We start from the raw sequence: 15,289 nt of genomic DNA, 5'->3' as shown, positions 1-15,289 counted from the left end.
CGCAGGTGTCCGGGGCCCGACTGCGTCAGGGACCGACCGGGAGCCTCAGTCGCTCTCGTTGCCGCGGCGGAACCGGTCGTTGATCCAGGTGCTGGCGCTGCCCATCCAGCCGGCGAGGTCGTGGACCAGGCGACCCAGGGTGTCCTGGGTCCGCTCGAAGGCGAGGGCATAGCTCGCAGCCGCCTCCTGGGCGGCCTCGCTGACCGAGGCGGTGTCGTCGTCGGAGCGGCGCGGGTAGTCGCCGCCGAGGATCGTCGTGTAGGCGCCGGTGTCGATCCAGCGGCGGAGCTCGGTGGCGCGCACGACCGCGAAGGGGTGGCTCTGCTGCTGGAGCAGCGACAGCTTGATCAGCGACTCACGCACGTCGCCGCCCTCGTCGTACTCCGCCCCCTGCTGGAGGAACGAGGTGACGTCGAGCTCCTCGAGCGTGCCGCCGCTGGCGATCTTCATGTGCGTGCGCAGCGCCGCCGTCGGGTCCTGGCTGGCGAGCAGGCCGGCGCGGTCGGCCGACAGCTCGGCCTTGCGCGACCACTCGAGCAGTCCGACGGTGACCATCCGGATGCCGATGGCGCCGCCCGGGATCGCGTTCAGCAGGCCGCCGAGGCCCAACAGGCGCATCAGCAGCGTGCGGTAGATCGCATGACCACTGATCGCGTGGCCCAGCTCGTGGCCGATGACGAAACGCAGCTCGTCGTCGTCGAGGTGGTGCACCAGGCCCGAGGACAGCACGATGATCGGCTTGTCCATGCCGATCGTCATCGCACCCAGCGTCGGGTCGGCCTGGACGTACATCTCCGGCAGGTCGGTCGCGTCGAGGCTGCGACCGACCTCGGCCAGCAGCCGGTGCAGCCGGGCGAACTGCCGCTCGTCGACCCGTACGGCCGAGCCGAGCAGCGTGAGCCGCCAGGCCCGCTCCCGGAACACCCCCGACATGGTCTTGAGCAGCACGTCGAAGCCCTTGAGCTTGCGCAGCGCGACCAGTGCGCCCTTGTCGGCGGGGTGCTCCCACGCGCGCGAGCTGATGTCCGTGAGCACGACGCGCGAGCGCGCCGGCTTCTTCTCCCCCGATGCCATGGAGGGATCCTCGCGCACGGCGGCGCGAAAGTCAGCGGTTCGGAGGTCTTGCCTCGGGACGGCGGGGCCGTCAAAGCCGCTCGCGTGGGGGCCGCAACCACCCGCTGTTCGCCACCCGCCACGGCGTGTCGCACTCAGGCGTACGGCGTGGCGGGCGTACCGGCTGCTGGGGAACCACCTGCACCTCGATCGAGCCGTGGCACGTGCTGTTCGTTCCCCAACGGGGTGCCTCAGTCGCGCATGGGGATCCGTACGCCGCGCTCGTCCGCCACCTCGACCGCGCGGTCGTAGCCCGCGTCGACGTGGCGGATGACGCCCATGCCCGGGTCGTTGGTGAGCACCCGCTGGATCTTCTCCGCCGCCAGCGCGGTGCCGTCGGCGACCGTGACCTGGCCGGCGTGCAGCGAGCGACCGATGCCGACGCCGCCACCGTGGTGGAAGGAGACCCAGGTGGCGCCGGACGCGGTGTTGACCAGCGCGTTGAGGATGGCCCAGTCCGCGATGGCGTCCGAGCCGTCGAGCATGGCCTCGGTCTCGCGGTACGGCGAGGCGACCGAGCCGCAGTCGAGGTGGTCGCGACCGATCACGATCGGCGCCTTCAGCTCGCCGCTGGCGACCATCTCGTTGAACTTCAGCCCCGCGCGGTGGCGGTCGCCGTAGCCAAGCCAGCAGATGCGCGCCGGCAGGCCCTGGAACTGCACCCGCTCGGCCGCCATGTCGAGCCACTTGTGCAGGCGGGCGTACTCCGGCTTCTCGTCCGCCGGGAAGAGCTCCTTGATCGCGCGGTCGGTGGCCGCGATGTCGGCCGGGTCGCCGGACAGCGCGGCCCAGCGGAACGGGCCCTTGCCCTCGCAGAAGAGCGGCCGGATGTAGGCCGGGACGAAGCCGGGGAACTCGAACGCCCGGTCGTAGCCGCCCTTGCGGGCCTCGTCGCGGATCGAGTTGCCGTAGTCGAAGACCTCGGCGCCGGCGTCCTGGAACTCCACCATCGCCCGCACGTGCGTGGCCATGGACTCCTGGGCGCGCTTGGTGAAGCCGCGGGGGTCCTCGGTGCGCTCGCGCTCCCAGTCGTCGTACGCGGTCCCGGCCGGCAGGTAGAAGAGCGGGTCGTGCGCGGACGTCTGGTCGGTGACGATGTCGACCAGCGGGCCTTCCCCCTGCTCGGCCCGGGCGAGGTGCCGCTCGAGCAGCTCGGGCAGGACCTCGGCGGCGTTGCCGAGCAGGCCGATCGACAGGCCACGGCCCTCGTCGCGCGCCTCGAGTGCGAGCTCGACGGCGTGGTCGAGGTCGCGGGCCTGGACGTCGAGGTAGCGGGTCTCGAGGCGCCGGTCGATGCGGTGCTGGTCGCACTCGACGCAGATCGCGACGCCGTCGTTCATCGTCACCGCGAGCGGCTGGGCCCCGCCCATGCCGCCGAGGCCGGCGGTGACGGTGATGGTGCCTGCGAGGGTCCCGCCGAACTTCTTGTCGGCGATGGCGGCGAACGTCTCGAAGGTGCCCTGGAGGATCCCCTGCGTGCCGATGTAGATCCACGACCCGGCCGTCATCTGGCCGTACATCGTCAGCCCGAGGTCCTCGAGCCGGCGGAACTCCTCCCAGTCGGCCCAGTCTCCGACGAGGTTGGAGTTGGCGATCAGCACGCGCGGCGCCCACGCGTGGGTGCGCATCACGCCGACCGGCTTGCCGGACTGCACGAGCAGCGTCTCGTCGTCCTCGAGGTCGCGCAGGGTGCGGACGATGGCGTCGTACGCCTCCCAGCTGCGCGCCGCCTTGCCGGTGCCGCCGTAGACCACGAGCTCCGCCGGGTTCTCGGCGTTGTCGGGGTCGAGGTTGTTCATCAGCATCCGCAGGGGGGCCTCGGTCTGCCACGACTTCGCGGTCAGCTCGGTGCCGGTGGCGGCGTGGATGGGCAGGCGTTCGTTCACTGCAGTTCTCCGATCACGGACTCGGCGGCGGCGAGGACCGCGCCGGACTGGACGAGGCCGACGGCGGCGTCGATCTCAGGCGAGAGGTGGCGGTCGGGCCCGGGGCCCGCGACGCCGTTGCTGCGGAGCAGGCCGACCACCGCTCCGGTGGCCGGCGACGGGGCGAGGGGAGCCCGCAGGTCGAGCGCGCGGGCCGCGGTGAGCACCTCGACGGCGACCACGCGGGACAGCCCGTCGACCGACCGACGGAGCTTGCGCGCGGCGCTCCAGCCCATCGACACGTGGTCCTCCTGCATGGCACTGGAGGGGATCGAGTCGACCGACGCCGGGACCGCGAGCCGCTTGAGCTCGGACACGATCGCGGCCTGGGTGTACTGGGCGATCATGTGGCCGCTGTCGACGCCCGGGTCGTCGGCCAGGAACGGCGGCAGCCCGTGGTTGCGCGCCCTGTCGAGGAACCGGTCGGTGCGCCGCTCGCTGATCGAGGCCACGTCGGCCGCGACGATCGCGAGGAAGTCGAGGACGTACGCGACGGGCGCCCCGTGGAAGTTGCCGTTGGACTCGACGGTGTCGCCGAGCACGACCGGGTTGTCGATGGCGCTGGCGAGCTCGCGCCCGGCGACGATCGCGGCGTGCTCGACGGTGTCGCGGGCGGCGCCGTGCACCTGCGGCGAGCAGCGCAGCGAGTAGGCGTCCTGGACGCGGTTGCAGTCGCCGGTGCGGTGGGACGCCACGATCGCGGAGTCGGCCATCAGCGCGGTGAGGTTGGCCGCGGACAGCGCCTGGCCTGGGTGCGGGCGGATGGCCTGGAGCTCGGGGGCGAAGACCCGGTCTGTGCCGAGCTGGGCCTCGACGCTCATCGCGGCGGCGACGTCGGCCGTGCGCAGCAGCATCCGCAGGTCGGCGATCGCCATGACGAGCATGCCGAGCATCCCGTCGGTGCCGTTGATGAGGGCGAGTCCCTCCTTGGCGACGAGCTCGACCGGCTCGAGGCCGGCGGCGGCTAGCGCCTCGGCCGCGGGCACAAGCCGGCCGGAGGCGTCGCGCACGTCGCCCTCGCCCATCAGCGCCAGCGCGCAGTGCGACAGCGGCGCCAGGTCGCCCGAGCAGCCGAGCGAGCCGTACTCGTGCACGACCGGGGTGATGCCGTGGGAGAGCAGGTCGGCCATGAGCTGCGCGGTCTCGCGGCGTATGCCGGTGCGCCCCGTCGCCAGCGTCGAGAGCCGCAGCAGCATCAGCGCGCGGACCACCTCGCGCTCGACCTCGGGGCCCGAGCCGGCGGCGTGCGAGCGTACGAGGGAGCGCTGGAGCTGGGCACGCATCTCGGTCGGGATGTGCCGGGTGGCGAGGGCGCCGAAGCCGGTGCTGACGCCGTAGGTGGGGGTCTCGGCCGCGGCCAGCGCCTCGACCACCTCGCGGGCGTGGTCGATCGCGGCCTGCGCCTCCGGGGTGAGTGCGACCGGGGCGCCCTCGCGGGCGACGCGGACGAGGTCGTCGAACGAGACGGGGCCGACGCCCACCTCGATGGCCTGGATGCTCTGCATGACTCCCATCCAACTCCTCCGCGGGCCCCTCGCTCCACCACTGGAGACACGCTCCCGTCTCGAATCCCAGACACGAGAAACGGCTGACCACGACGCGTGACCCCTCCGGGGGAGCCGCGGCGGCCGATCGCTGTGCCACGGTGAGGGCGATGCGACTCGTCCGGGGTCGCCGGAGCAGGAGGTTGGCCATGACCACGACCACGTGGATCATCGTCCTAGTCGTCGTCCTGGTGGTGGTGGCGCTCGCCGCGTGGCTCATCACCCAGCAGCGCAAGAAGAAGCAGCACGAGCAGGCCGAGCGGCTGCGCCACGAGGCGCACGAGCACGCCGCCGAGATCCCCGAGACCGACGTGCGCGCCAAGGAGGCCGAGGCCGAGGCCGAGCGGGCGCGACTGGAGGCCGAGCGGGCCCAGGAGCGAGCACGTGAGGCCCAGGTCGCGGTCACCCAGCAGCAGGCCGTGCACGAGGACCGGCTGCGGACCGCCGACGAGGTCGACCCGCGGGTCGACACCTCCTCCGGCGACTACTCGCCGGGGACGTCCTCCGAGGCGACCACCCGCGACCCCGACACGGTCCTCGATGCCGACGACCCGCGGCGCACGGAGGGGTCCGGAGGCACGCACCGCAGCTGATCGCCATCGATCGCGGCGTGTCAGCGTGGTCGCTGGACAGGACGGCCAGTGCTGGAAGACTGGCGTCACCGTCCCGTGAAAGAGGAACTCCGTGACCACGCTCATCATCATCATCGTCATCGCCGTCGTCGTGCTCGGCGGTGCCGCGTTCCTGGCCCAGCGCAAGAAGCGCGAGTCCGAGATCGCCCAGGCCGAGGCCGTCCGCGCCCAGGCAGCCGACCAGGCCCGGAGCACCCTGCCCGACGCGCAGGACCGCGCCGCGGAGGCAGAGGCGCAGGCGGCGGAGGCGCGCGCCGCCGCGGAGCGCGCGGAGGCCGAGGCCCGGGCCGCCCAGGTCGAGGCCGCCCAGGTGGAGGCCGAGCACGAGGCGCAGGTGCGCGACGCCGACCGGATCGACCCGCGCGTGGACCACAAGTCCGACGACTACGAGCCGCAGGTCGCCGGCACCGCCGACCAGCAGCCCACCCCGCCGTCGGAGGTCGAGCCGGAGCCGGCTGCCGCGGCCGAGACCGCGACCGAGACCGCGACCGAGACCCCGGCCGAGACTCCGGCCGAGACCCCCGCCGAGACCCCCGCCGGTCAGGGCCCCTCGCTCCCTCGCCGGACCCCGGGCGCGCAGGAGATGCCGGGCAAGCCGATCGAGCGCACCGACGGCGGCGGTGGCTGGTTCTCCAAGGACTCCGACAAGTCCTGAGCCGCAGACCCCGGTGAGCCAGGTCCCGGCGGCGACCCGCACCCTGCGGGTGCTGCGGTTCCTCGCCACCCAGGCCGACCCGGTGCCGCTCGACCGCATCGTGAGGGCGTGCGAGCTGCCGCGCAGCACGGCGTACCACCTGCTCAACACGATGATCGACGAGGGCTTCGTCGTGCACCTGCCCGAGGAGCACCGCTACGGCCTCGGCGTGGCGGCCTTCGAGGTCGGCAGCGGCTTCACCCGCCAGGAGCCGCTCGCCCGGCTGGCGCGACGGCCGCTCGCGGAGCTGGTCGACCGCACCGGCCACGGCGCTCACCTCGCGGTCCTGCACGGTCGCGACGTGCTCTACGTCGTGGAGGAGCGCGCGCCGGGGCGCCCACCGCTGGTCACCGACGTGGGCGTACGCCTCCCCGCCCACCTCACCGCGTCCGGCCGGGCCATCCTCGCGGCGCTGCCGGCCAGCCAGGTCCGCGCGCTCTATCCCGACCGTTCGGCCTTCGTCGACCGCCACGGCAAGGGGCCTGCGTCGCTCAGCGCGCTGCGTACGGTCCTGTCGGCCACGCGCCAACGCGGGCACGCGACCGAGGACGGCGAGGTCACGCCGGGGCTGTGCAGCGTCGCCGCGGCGGTGCTCGACCACAACGGGCACCCGGTGGCCGGTGTCGCGGTCACCTTCCCGGGCGGCACCGGGGCCGACGACCCGCGCGCCGCCGCGGCCGTGACCGCCACGGCCGCGCGGTTGACCAGCCGGGTCAGCGGGTGGGCACGAGCTTCGCGTTGACGATGATGCGGGTGCGGTAGACGCCGGTCAGGTCGTTGCGGTCGCCGCAGGTGATGAGCACCAGCCGGGGCTTGCCGCGGTCGCTGAAGAGGCCGGCCACGGCCTTGCGGGACATCCCGGTCACCTTGCGCACCCGGGTCACCCTGAAGCGGTTCTTCCCCACCACGACCCGGTTGCCCGGGCGCAGGGCGCCGAGCCTGTCGAACACCCCGGGCCCCTTCGACCAGGTGTGCCCGGCGAGGACGGCGCTGCCCTGCTGGCCGGGGAGCACCCCGTGCCGCCAGCGGTAGACGTCGCGGACGCTGCGGCCGATGGCGAGGTGCCCGGCCCTGGTCACACCGACGGGGATGATCCCGGCGTCGACCCCGATCGCGGGGATCGAGAGCCGGCCGAGGGCGGCCTCGCGCTCGGTGGACACCACCGGGCGGGCGCCCGCAGGCGCAGCGACCAGCACGGCGGCGATCGCCAGGACGACCACGACCAACCTGCGCATCCCACACCCCTCGATCCGCACCCACGCACGGGCCCCACGCCCGTGCCGGGAGGCTACGCCCGAGCGCGCGTCCTGTCGTCGATCTTCGACCAACGTGGGAGAAGCCTTCGACCAGAGCAGTGCGCTCCCTGACGGTTGCCACGTGACCCGCCATGGGTGACTCTCGTTCACCCTCGGACGAGAAGGAGCCTGCAGTGACGCCGACGCCACGCCCCCTGCACCGCATCGTGACCTCCCTCCTGGCCGCGGGCGGGCTGGTGGCGGGCGCGGTCCTGACCGCCGCGCCGACCGGCGGCGGGTCGGCCAGCCTGCCCACGACGTACGACGCCCAGGCCCGCGCGCGTGCGGCGGCGACCGCGGAGCGCGAGCCCCACGTCCACCAGGCCGGTATCGCCGCGACCGCCGCGCTCGACGGGCACGGCCACGCCCACGACCCCACGACCAAGAACGCTCTGAGCCGCAGCGGCGAGGCGGCGGCCCACCCCGACCGCACCACCCCGCGCCTGCGGGCGGCCAGCCTGGCGCGAGTCAGGGCCCAGCGCACGCAGCGCGAGCCACGGCTCACCCGGGTCCCGCTGCGCAGCAAGCGCCGTACGGTCCCCGAGAGCGTGTACGCCATGGCGGGCGGCTGCTACCGCCTCGGCGGGCAGTCGCTGACCTTCCGGGCGACGGGCCTCGGGACCTACCTCCTCCACGCGCCCGACCGCACGTTCCTCGCCGCGTCCGGCGCCGACGGCGCGACCTGGGCGAGCAACCCGTCGCCGCTCGCGGACTGGACGGCACGCCGGACCGGCCGCGGGCGGTTCACCTTCACCCTCGCCGACGGGCGCTCGCTCCGGCGCACCGGCACGGGCTTCGGCACCGGCACGCCACAGGCCTTCGCGCTGCGCCGCACGACCGGGTGCACCCCCTTCCCGGAGGTCGCGACCAACGTCCGGGGCCGGCCGTTCGGTGGCGTCACGAGCCATCAGGAGGTCCGCGGCTGGGTCGACCCCCACGTCCACGGCCAGACCCACGAGTTCCTCGGCGGGCGGGTGATCTGCAGCCCGCCCTTCCACCGGTACGGCGCGCCGGCGGCCCTCGTCGACTGCCCCGACCACCGGGTCGCCGACGGTCGCGGCGCGCTGCTCGAGGACGCGCTCGCGGAGAGGGCGCCCGGCACCGGGCACGACCCGGTCGGGTGGCCGACGTTCTCCTACTGGCCCAACCCGCACTCCCTGACCCACCAGCAGGTCTACTACAAGTGGCTCGAGCGCTCGTGGCGAGCGGGCCTGCGGATCCACACGAGCCTGCTCACCGAGAACCACGTCCTGTGCACGGTCTACCCGCTCAAGAAGAACTCCTGCGACGACCGCGACGCCGTACGGCTCCAGGCGCAGCGGATGCGTGAGATGCAGGACTACATCGACGCGCAGCACGGCGGTCCCGGCCGCGGGTGGTACCGCATCGTCACCGACCCCTTCGAGGCGCGCCGCGTGATCAACCAGGGCAAGCTCGCCGTCGTCATGGGGATGGAGACGTCGGTCCCCCTCGGCTGCAACGTCCAGCTCGGGAGGCCCACCTGCACCGAGGAGCAGATGCTCGCCGAGCTCGCCGAGATGCGACGTCTCGGCGTGAGCCAGATGGAGCTCACCAACAAGTTCGACAACGCCTTCACCGGCGTCGCCGGCGACGCCGGCACCACGGGCACGCTGACCAACGGCGCCAACTTCCTCAGCACCGGCTCGTTCCTGCGGATGCGGACCTGCCCGTCCACCAACGCGCCCGGGGCGGAGGACCGGCTCCAGTCGCCCAACCTCGGCGACCTGACCGGCGGACAGCCCTCGACCCCCGAGCAGGACGCGATCTTCGGGGCGATCTGGAAGCTGTTCGGCGACGTGGGGGTGCAGCCGGCACCGCTCTACCCCGCCGGCCCGCACTGCAACCAGCTCGGCCTGAGCCCGCTCGGCGAGAAGCTGCTCTCGGCGATGATCGACCAGAGGATCCTCGTCGATCCGGATCACATGAGCGTCGCCGGCCGCACCGCAGCACTGGACTACCTCGAGCGGCAGCAGGCCGCCGGCCGACCGGTCGGCGTGGTCTCCTCGCACTCGTGGTCGACCCCGGACGCCTACCCGCGGATCTACCGGCTCGGCGGGTTCGTCGCCCCCTATGCCGGCGACTCGACCGGCTTCGTCGAGAAGTGGCGCCAGCACCTCGGCTGGACCGACCGGCGCTACTACTTCGGCTTCGGGTTCGGCTCGGACATGAACGGCTTCGGCGCCCAGGGCGACCCGCGCGGCGCCGACGCGCCCGCCCCGGTGACGTACCCCTTCACCGGTCTCGGCGGGGTGACGGTCGACCGACAGCGCAGCGGCGAGCGGGTCTTCGACATCAACACCGACGGCGTCGCCCACTACGGCCTGTACGCCGACTGGGTCGAGGACGCCCAGCACGTGGCGGGTCCCGACGGGGCCGCGCTGGGCGCCGACCTGGCCCGCGGCGCCGAGGCGTACCTCCAGACGTGGGAGCGCGCCTGGGGCCTGGCGCCGGACTCGTGCCGCAACCCGGGGCTGCGGAGGTCGGTACGCGCGTTCACCCGCGCCGCCGAGCCCGGCCTGCGGGCCCGAGCGCTGATGAGGCGCGTGGGTCAGCCGTGGCAGCGGCTGGGTCGCGAGTTCACCTACTGTGCCGAGGAGCCGGGCAGGAAGCGGGTCCTGATGACCGTCGAGCTGTCGCGCACGGGCACGGTGACGGGCGTACGACGGGGGTGACGCGTCAGCCGCGCTGCCACCAACGACGCCCGTCCTCCGGGTCGTCGTGGATCGTGATCCTCCGGTTCCGGGCTCGCGCCAGGGAGATCGCCTCGGCGACGAACCGCTCGCGCGCGACCGGCCAGTCAGTGGTCTGCACGTAGGTGCGGGGCGTGCCACGGTCGCCGGAGTACCAGACCCGGTAGGAGCCGTCGTCGTGCTGCTCCAGGCCGACGTACTCGCTCGAGAGGCCGTGCGGCACCGGGCGTCCCCTCACGTAGAACTCGTGCCCCTCGCCCAGCCCGCGGCGCACGAGGTGCCCGGCGACCTCCACGAGCTCGTCCGGCACCCGGTGCGTGGCGGCGTCGTCGGCTCCGCGAAGTGCCACCCGGCGGGCGAGGTCGCGCAGGTCGTCGGCCCGCAGACCCGGCCACCCGTGCACCACCTCGAGCCATTCCGCCGGCAGGGCCGATGCTCCGTGGGCGGCGCCGAGCAGGGATCCGGCGATCGCCGCGACCGTGTCGGTGTCGTCACCGGCGTGCACGGCGGCGTTCAGCGACGCGACGAGCGGCGGACCGTCACCGAGTGGGTGGCGGATCGCCGACCAGGCGGCCTGGAGCGCCGTGACGACGTAGCCGTTGGGCACGAAGTCGCACGGCGGACGGCGCCCGGCGTCGGCGATCCACGCGCTCCACCGTTCCCTCCGCGCGACGGGCAGCTCGGCGACGAGCTCCGCGAGGTCGGGCATAGCCCCGTCCAGCACCGCGCGTCGGATCGCGTGGCACCACAGCACGCACGCGTCGCCCGCCAGCGGGTCGTGGTGCGTGGCCTCCGAAAGCCATCCGGCGGCGAGCGTGAGCATCGCGGGGTCGTCGAGGAAGGCGAGGGCGACCGGCGCCGTCCGCATCAGCGAGCCGTTGCCGGCCGTACGTCCGGTGCGCCGGTGGAGTGCCGACGACACCGAGGCCGCGGAGCTCCAGCGGCGAGTCGATCCCTCTGCCGCCACCCTGCTCAGCACCTGCCGCGTCTGGGAGCCGACGTCGGACGCGCCGCTGTCGAGCCAGCCGATCCAGCCCTCGACCACGGCGTCGAGAGCGGGGACCGTCCGGAGCCCCTGCTCCGCCGCGACCTCCGCGACCACCACGGCCATCTGGGTGTCGTCGCTCCACTCGCCAGGTGCGTACGGGCCGAGCCCGCCGCCGATCATCCGCGGCTGCTCGCCCGGTCCGAGCGGCGCCGAGTCGAGCTCGTACGGCACTCCGAGCGCGTCACCGCACGCGCACCCGAGGAGTGCCCCGTCGATGCGGTCGCGACGGCCGTCCACCTCGTGGAACCGCGCGCCCGTCACGGTCGCGGGTCGCTGGGGGCGAGCTCGTTGGTGACGCCGTGCGTCTCCGCGAGGTCGGCCGGCGAGACGGTCGCCTCGAAGACGCCCGGCTCGACCGTGTCGGCGCCGAGGGCCTCGGCCCGCTCCGGGTCGTCGATGAGCAGGAGCACGCGAGTGCCGGCGGGCCCCGAGGAGAGGACCCGGACCGGTACGCCCTGCCAGGTCGCGGTGAGCACCACCTCGAAGAGCTCGCACTCGGACGCCGGGACGGCCGCCACCCACGTCTGCGGACGGACCTGCTCCCAGCCCTCGGGACCGGTGTCGCCCCGCATGCTGAGCAGCACGCTGTCGCCGACGACGTCGGCCGCGAGCTCCGACCCGCGCCACCGCGCACGCGGACCGACGAGCGGGGTCCACGGACGCCAGCCCTTCGCTCCGCGCCACCCACGCGCGGCGCCCTGGTAGGCCGAGAGGACCCGTTGCTCGCCGTCGGCGCGGATTCGCCAGTACTCCGCGCCGAAGGAGTAGCGCGTGCGGCTCAGCTCCCACACGGGGACGACCTCGTCGCCACGGAGGAACCCGGTCGGGTAGAGCGGACGCCGGCCGGCGTCGGGTGCGGCGGGGTTGGTCAGCGACGCGAGCGGCGGCAGCTCGAAGCGCACCACGTCGACGAACTCCTGGCCGCCCTCGAAGCCGTAGGCCCTGAGCAGCAGGTCGGGCGTGCGCAGCGCGGCGGCGTCGCTCGCGAGCACGACCACCCCGCCGACGTGGTCGTAGCCCTCGTCCACGATCGCGGTCCCCAGGCCGTGGGTCAGCAGCTTCTGCAGCACCGGGCGCTGCGGGGCGGCCTCAGACATCGATCTCCTCCTCGCGTACGTCGACGACGCTCAGCTCCTCGACCGGCACGGTCGCGCGGAACCCGTTGTACTGGTCGCCCTCGAGCCCCAGCCTGTCAGCCACCGCCGGCGAGCTGCCGTGGATCTCCGCGGTGTCGCCGACGACGCGGCCCAGGCCGAGCTGCTCGCCCTGCCAGGCGACCGTCACGTGGCGGGAGAAGTAGCGCTCCAGGCTCGACTTGCGGACCCGGGCCCAACGGTCACCGTCACGCCGGATCCCACCCTCGAGCTCGTCGGCCAGGGGGCCGGGATCGCCGGGCACGCGCAACGTCACTGTGTCCGCGGCCGTGGAGGCGACCTCGTAGGTCACCCCGTCCCGGACCGCGAAGGTCCCGTGCTCCGGCAGCGCCATCAGTTGCCCTGCGGGATCCACGAGGGCTCACCGTCGACCGTGCGCAGGACGGCGACGAGGCGCTGCGTGCCGGTGTCGGTGACTTCCCACATCTCTGCTCCCTCGCGGATCACGGTCGGGCCGTCGGTGACGTACTCGGGAATGATGTCATCGCCCGACTTCGTGAAGCCGTTGCCGGTGAACGGGTCGGTCCACCCGTCGAACCGGGTGGGCGAGCCGGTCATGTCGCTGTTGCGCGGGATGTCGAAGTTGGGGTTGTCGGTCTGGAACCGGATCACGTGGGTCGAGGCGTCGCCGGTGGAGTGGTGGGTGCCGTCGTAGTCGAGGCGCAGGTCCTCGTTGATCGAGCGCGGCGTGCCGAGGTGCGAGGTGTCGTCGGCGACGGTCACCGCACCCCGCACCTCGTTGGGGGCGTACTGGTCGAGGATGTAGTTGTCGGCGCCACCCCACCGCAGCTCGCCGGTCTTCTCGTCGAAGTAGGGCTGGTCGATGACCTTCTGCATCACCGTGTCGACGTCGGGGGCGGGGAAGTCGTCGCGCACGGCGTTGAGGACGTCGCGCTCGTCGGGCGTGAGGTCGGCGGCGGGCTTGTTGATCAGGTCGTTGAGCTCGCTGCGGGAGATGTCGTGCCGGGAGAGGACGTCGTCGACCCGGGAGCCGCCGAGCTGGTCGGGCGAGAAGGCCGTGCGGTGCGGGACGTCGTCCATCATCGAGTAGACGCGACTGTTGCCCAGGTCGTCGAGGTGGCGCAGGTCGCCGAGGTTGTCGAGGTCGTCGAGGTGCCGCAGCCGGCCCATGTCGGACAGGGCGTCGAGCCCGTCCATCGCGAACTTGCCGCCGCGCGTCGCGAGGGCGCCGGCGCCGCCGGTCGCCACGGCCGCGATCGCGTCGGGCACCAGGTGGCCGATCGCGCGGGCGGGGTCGTCGGCCCACGTGTCCCAGTCGAGCAGCGACTTGCCGAGCTCCTTGCCGAAGCCGACCGGGTCGGTCGTCAGCCCGGTGTAGATGCCCTGGGCCATCGCCCAGCCGTTCTCGACCGACAGCTCGTACTTCTTCGCCAGCTCCTCAGGGGTGATGTCGCCCGTCGCGAGCTTGTAGGAGTCGATGACCAGGTTGACCGGGCTGAACGGCACCATCGTCAGCAGGTCCCACACGGCCTCGCCAGCGCCCTCGAAGATGCCACCGACGAACTTCAGCCCCGACTCGAGCCAGTTGGGCTCCTCCGGCGCGTCGGCGCAGCCCGCCCGCACCTCGCCCGCACACACCGCGGCGGCGTTGTCGAGGTCGGCCCGGGCGGACTGCATCGCCCGCAGCGCCTCCTGCTGGATCGGGTCGCCCCAGTCGACGAAGGGTTCGGCCTGGTCGGTGCCCCCGCTGCTCCAGTAGGCGCGCATGCGACCGAGGTAGGAGTCGTACTGCGTACGCGCGCTCTCCGACTCGCGCTGGCCGCGCTCGTACTCGGCCTTCGCCTCCGCCGCGCGCCGCTGCGCGTCCTCGAGAGCGCCGGCGTACGTGGTCAGGCCGGAGGCGGCCTTCCTGAACCCGTTGCCGGCCCTGGTCCACCGGTCGGGCTCGAGGTCGTGCGCCTCGCGGAACTCGTCGGCCGCACGACCGGTCCAGCCCGACACGTCGATCTTCGCGAGCGCGTCGCCGGTGTCGTAGAAGAGCTGGCCCTTCTGCTCCATCGTCACGGCCTTGGCGCGGATGTTGCCGGGGTTTCCCTCGATCTCGAAGTCAGGCACGTCACATCACCCTGATGCCGGCGATGGTGCCCTTGAGCGCGGACAGGGCGTCGTAGCCGGCCTTGTCGGTCTCGAAGTAGTTCATCGCGATCTTGCCCAGCCGGCCGGACATCTCCTCGACGTCCTGGCAGAGGTTGTTGACGCCTTCCTCCCAGCGGTTCTTGAACTCGTCGAGGGCGTCCCACACGACGTCGCTGCCCACGTCGCCCCTGCCGGGCACGAGGTCCTCGACGTCCTTGTCCTTGAACAGCTGGACGGTCTCGCTGAGCCCCTGGGCGGCCTTGCCCATGCTCTCGAGGTCGACCTCGTAGTCGTACGACGGCATGGCATCCCGATTCCCCCCGGGACCGGTGCTCAAACCGCCGGGACCCGACCCGTCCCGGAGGGTGTGAGAACGCCGCGGAGGGGGTAGGAAGGAGCCGATCGACCCGAGCGAGAGGGGGCGGCCGTGGCCGTCGGACTTGTCTACTCCGAGATGCAGGCAGCGGCGCAGGCCGTGGCCGACGCGGTGGAGCCGCTGCAGCAGATCCTGCAGGCCCTCGGCGCCACCATCGAGGCCGAGGCCGGCACGGGCTTCAGCGGCCAGGCGGCCGCCGGCTTCGGCGAGGCCGTCAACGCGTGGTTCGACGTCGCCATCACGCTCGGCCCGATCCTCGACGGCTACTCGCAGAGCCTCATGTACGTCGCCCAGGAGCACGCCACCAACGACGTGGCGCAGGCCGAGCGCTCGGGCCAGCTCGCCGACCGGCTCGGCGGTGGTCCCCGATGACGCGCGGGCTGGTCGTGCACCAGGGCTCGCTCTCGACGCTCGAGACCGCGCTCGGCGACGCCACGGAGAAGATCACCACCCAGATCAACGACCTCCTCGAGCAGGTCGAGACGCTGACCCCCGGCTGGGACGAGACGAGCGAGTCGCACCTCGCCCACCTCGAGCACCAGCGCTCGCTGCGCGACGGGGTCGCCAGGCTCACCGAGGCGCTCGACCAGATGAGGGCCCAGCTCGCCTCCTACCGCGAGGACGCCCGCGAGATCGAGGTCGAGAACGTCGCGATCGTGAACTGACCACGACCGCGCGTCCCCGTTCAAGTTACCTGCGG

General features: G+C 73.1%; 15 protein-coding genes. 6 read left to right on the top strand and 9 right to left on the bottom strand.

What is annotated here, in order from left to right; genetic code table 11:
• Positions 1 to 45 precede the first annotated feature (45 nt).
• The 3 genes from EXE59_RS05735 to hutH all read right to left on the bottom strand — a co-directional run bounded on the left by EXE59_RS05735 (position 46) and on the right by hutH (position 4,543).
• On the bottom strand, positions 46 to 1,074 hold the full coding sequence (locus EXE59_RS05735; RefSeq protein WP_135838043.1) for a M48 family metallopeptidase: 1,029 nt from the start codon (positions 1,072 to 1,074) through the stop codon (positions 46 to 48).
• Between the two features lie 230 nt (positions 1,075 to 1,304).
• A complete protein-coding gene (gene hutU, locus EXE59_RS05730) occupies positions 1,305 to 2,999 on the bottom strand; it encodes a urocanate hydratase (protein ID WP_135838042.1) in 1,695 nt (564 codons plus the stop codon).
• Positions 2,996 to 4,543 (bottom strand): histidine ammonia-lyase, encoded by a 1,548-nt coding sequence (hutH, locus tag EXE59_RS05725; protein ID WP_210428896.1) that lies wholly within the window; start codon positions 4,541 to 4,543, stop codon positions 2,996 to 2,998. Before hutH ends, hutU begins: the two co-directional genes overlap by 4 nt.
• A gap of 188 nt (positions 4,544 to 4,731) precedes the next feature.
• Between hutH and EXE59_RS05720 the strand changes: the two genes are divergently transcribed.
• The 3 genes from EXE59_RS05720 to EXE59_RS05710 all read left to right on the top strand — a co-directional run bounded on the left by EXE59_RS05720 (position 4,732) and on the right by EXE59_RS05710 (position 6,650).
• Positions 4,732 to 5,175, top strand: coding sequence for a hypothetical protein (locus EXE59_RS05720; protein ID WP_135838040.1), 444 nt, complete (start codon positions 4,732 to 4,734; stop codon positions 5,173 to 5,175).
• A gap of 91 nt (positions 5,176 to 5,266) precedes the next feature.
• Positions 5,267 to 5,869, top strand: coding sequence for a hypothetical protein (locus tag EXE59_RS05715; RefSeq protein ID WP_135838039.1), 603 nt, complete (start codon positions 5,267 to 5,269; stop codon positions 5,867 to 5,869).
• A 13-nt stretch (positions 5,870 to 5,882) separates the two neighbouring features.
• A complete protein-coding gene (locus EXE59_RS05710; protein ID WP_135838038.1) occupies positions 5,883 to 6,650 on the top strand; it encodes an IclR family transcriptional regulator in 768 nt (255 codons plus the stop codon).
• Here the strand turns inward: EXE59_RS05710 and EXE59_RS05705 are convergent.
• Positions 6,622 to 7,143 carry a class F sortase gene (locus EXE59_RS05705; protein WP_135838037.1) on the bottom strand — a complete coding sequence of 174 codons (522 nt, stop codon included), beginning with the start codon at positions 7,141 to 7,143 and terminating at the stop codon, positions 6,622 to 6,624. The two genes, EXE59_RS05710 and EXE59_RS05705, sit on opposite strands and share 29 nt — an antisense overlap.
• 194 nt (positions 7,144 to 7,337) lie before the next feature.
• Between EXE59_RS05705 and EXE59_RS05700 the strand changes: the two genes are divergently transcribed.
• Positions 7,338 to 9,896, top strand: a complete 2,559-nt coding sequence (locus EXE59_RS05700; RefSeq protein ID WP_135838036.1) for an amidohydrolase family protein — start codon at positions 7,338 to 7,340, stop codon at positions 9,894 to 9,896.
• A gap of 4 nt (positions 9,897 to 9,900) precedes the next feature.
• On the opposite strand, the gene EXE59_RS05695 is transcribed toward EXE59_RS05700, so the two are convergent.
• From EXE59_RS05695 to EXE59_RS05675, 5 genes are read right to left on the bottom strand one after another with little or no spacing between them, the layout of a single operon-like run.
• Positions 9,901 to 11,223 carry an ADP-ribosylglycohydrolase family protein gene (locus EXE59_RS05695; protein WP_246056541.1) on the bottom strand — a complete coding sequence of 441 codons (1,323 nt, stop codon included), beginning with the start codon at positions 11,221 to 11,223 and terminating at the stop codon, positions 9,901 to 9,903.
• The gene (locus tag EXE59_RS05690) at positions 11,220 to 12,059 is read right to left on the bottom strand and encodes a hypothetical protein (protein WP_135838035.1); all 840 of its coding nucleotides are present in this window, start codon (positions 12,057 to 12,059) and stop codon (positions 11,220 to 11,222) included. The genes EXE59_RS05695 and EXE59_RS05690 overlap by 4 nt, the downstream gene beginning before the upstream one ends.
• A complete protein-coding gene (locus EXE59_RS05685) occupies positions 12,052 to 12,450 on the bottom strand; it encodes a hypothetical protein (RefSeq protein WP_135838034.1) in 399 nt (132 codons plus the stop codon). The genes EXE59_RS05690 and EXE59_RS05685 overlap by 8 nt, the downstream gene beginning before the upstream one ends.
• Positions 12,450 to 14,192: a WXG100 family type VII secretion target gene (locus tag EXE59_RS05680; RefSeq protein WP_135838033.1), complete on the bottom strand. Its 1,743-nt coding sequence runs from the start codon at positions 14,190 to 14,192 to the stop codon at positions 12,450 to 12,452. The genes EXE59_RS05685 and EXE59_RS05680 overlap by 1 nt, the downstream gene beginning before the upstream one ends.
• 1 nt (position 14,193) lies before the next feature.
• Positions 14,194 to 14,517: a hypothetical protein gene (locus tag EXE59_RS05675; RefSeq protein WP_135838032.1), complete on the bottom strand. Its 324-nt coding sequence runs from the start codon at positions 14,515 to 14,517 to the stop codon at positions 14,194 to 14,196.
• Positions 14,518 to 14,640: 123 nt separating this feature from the next.
• On the opposite strand from EXE59_RS05675, the gene EXE59_RS05670 reads away from it, so the two are divergent.
• Both EXE59_RS05670 and EXE59_RS05665 read left to right on the top strand, forming a co-directional pair.
• A complete protein-coding gene (locus tag EXE59_RS05670) occupies positions 14,641 to 14,961 on the top strand; it encodes a WXG100 family type VII secretion target (RefSeq protein ID WP_135838031.1) in 321 nt (106 codons plus the stop codon).
• On the top strand, positions 14,958 to 15,254 hold the full coding sequence (locus tag EXE59_RS05665) for a WXG100 family type VII secretion target (protein ID WP_135838030.1): 297 nt from the start codon (positions 14,958 to 14,960) through the stop codon (positions 15,252 to 15,254). Before EXE59_RS05670 ends, EXE59_RS05665 begins: the two co-directional genes overlap by 4 nt.
• The last annotated feature ends 35 nt before the right edge of the window (positions 15,255 to 15,289 follow it).

The organism is Nocardioides eburneiflavus, from assembly GCF_004785795.1.
Lineage (GTDB): Bacteria > Actinomycetota > Actinomycetes > Propionibacteriales > Nocardioidaceae > Nocardioides > Nocardioides eburneiflavus.
The sequence above is the reverse complement of the archived record's forward strand: the minus strand, read 5'-3'. Positions and strand labels throughout refer to the sequence as shown.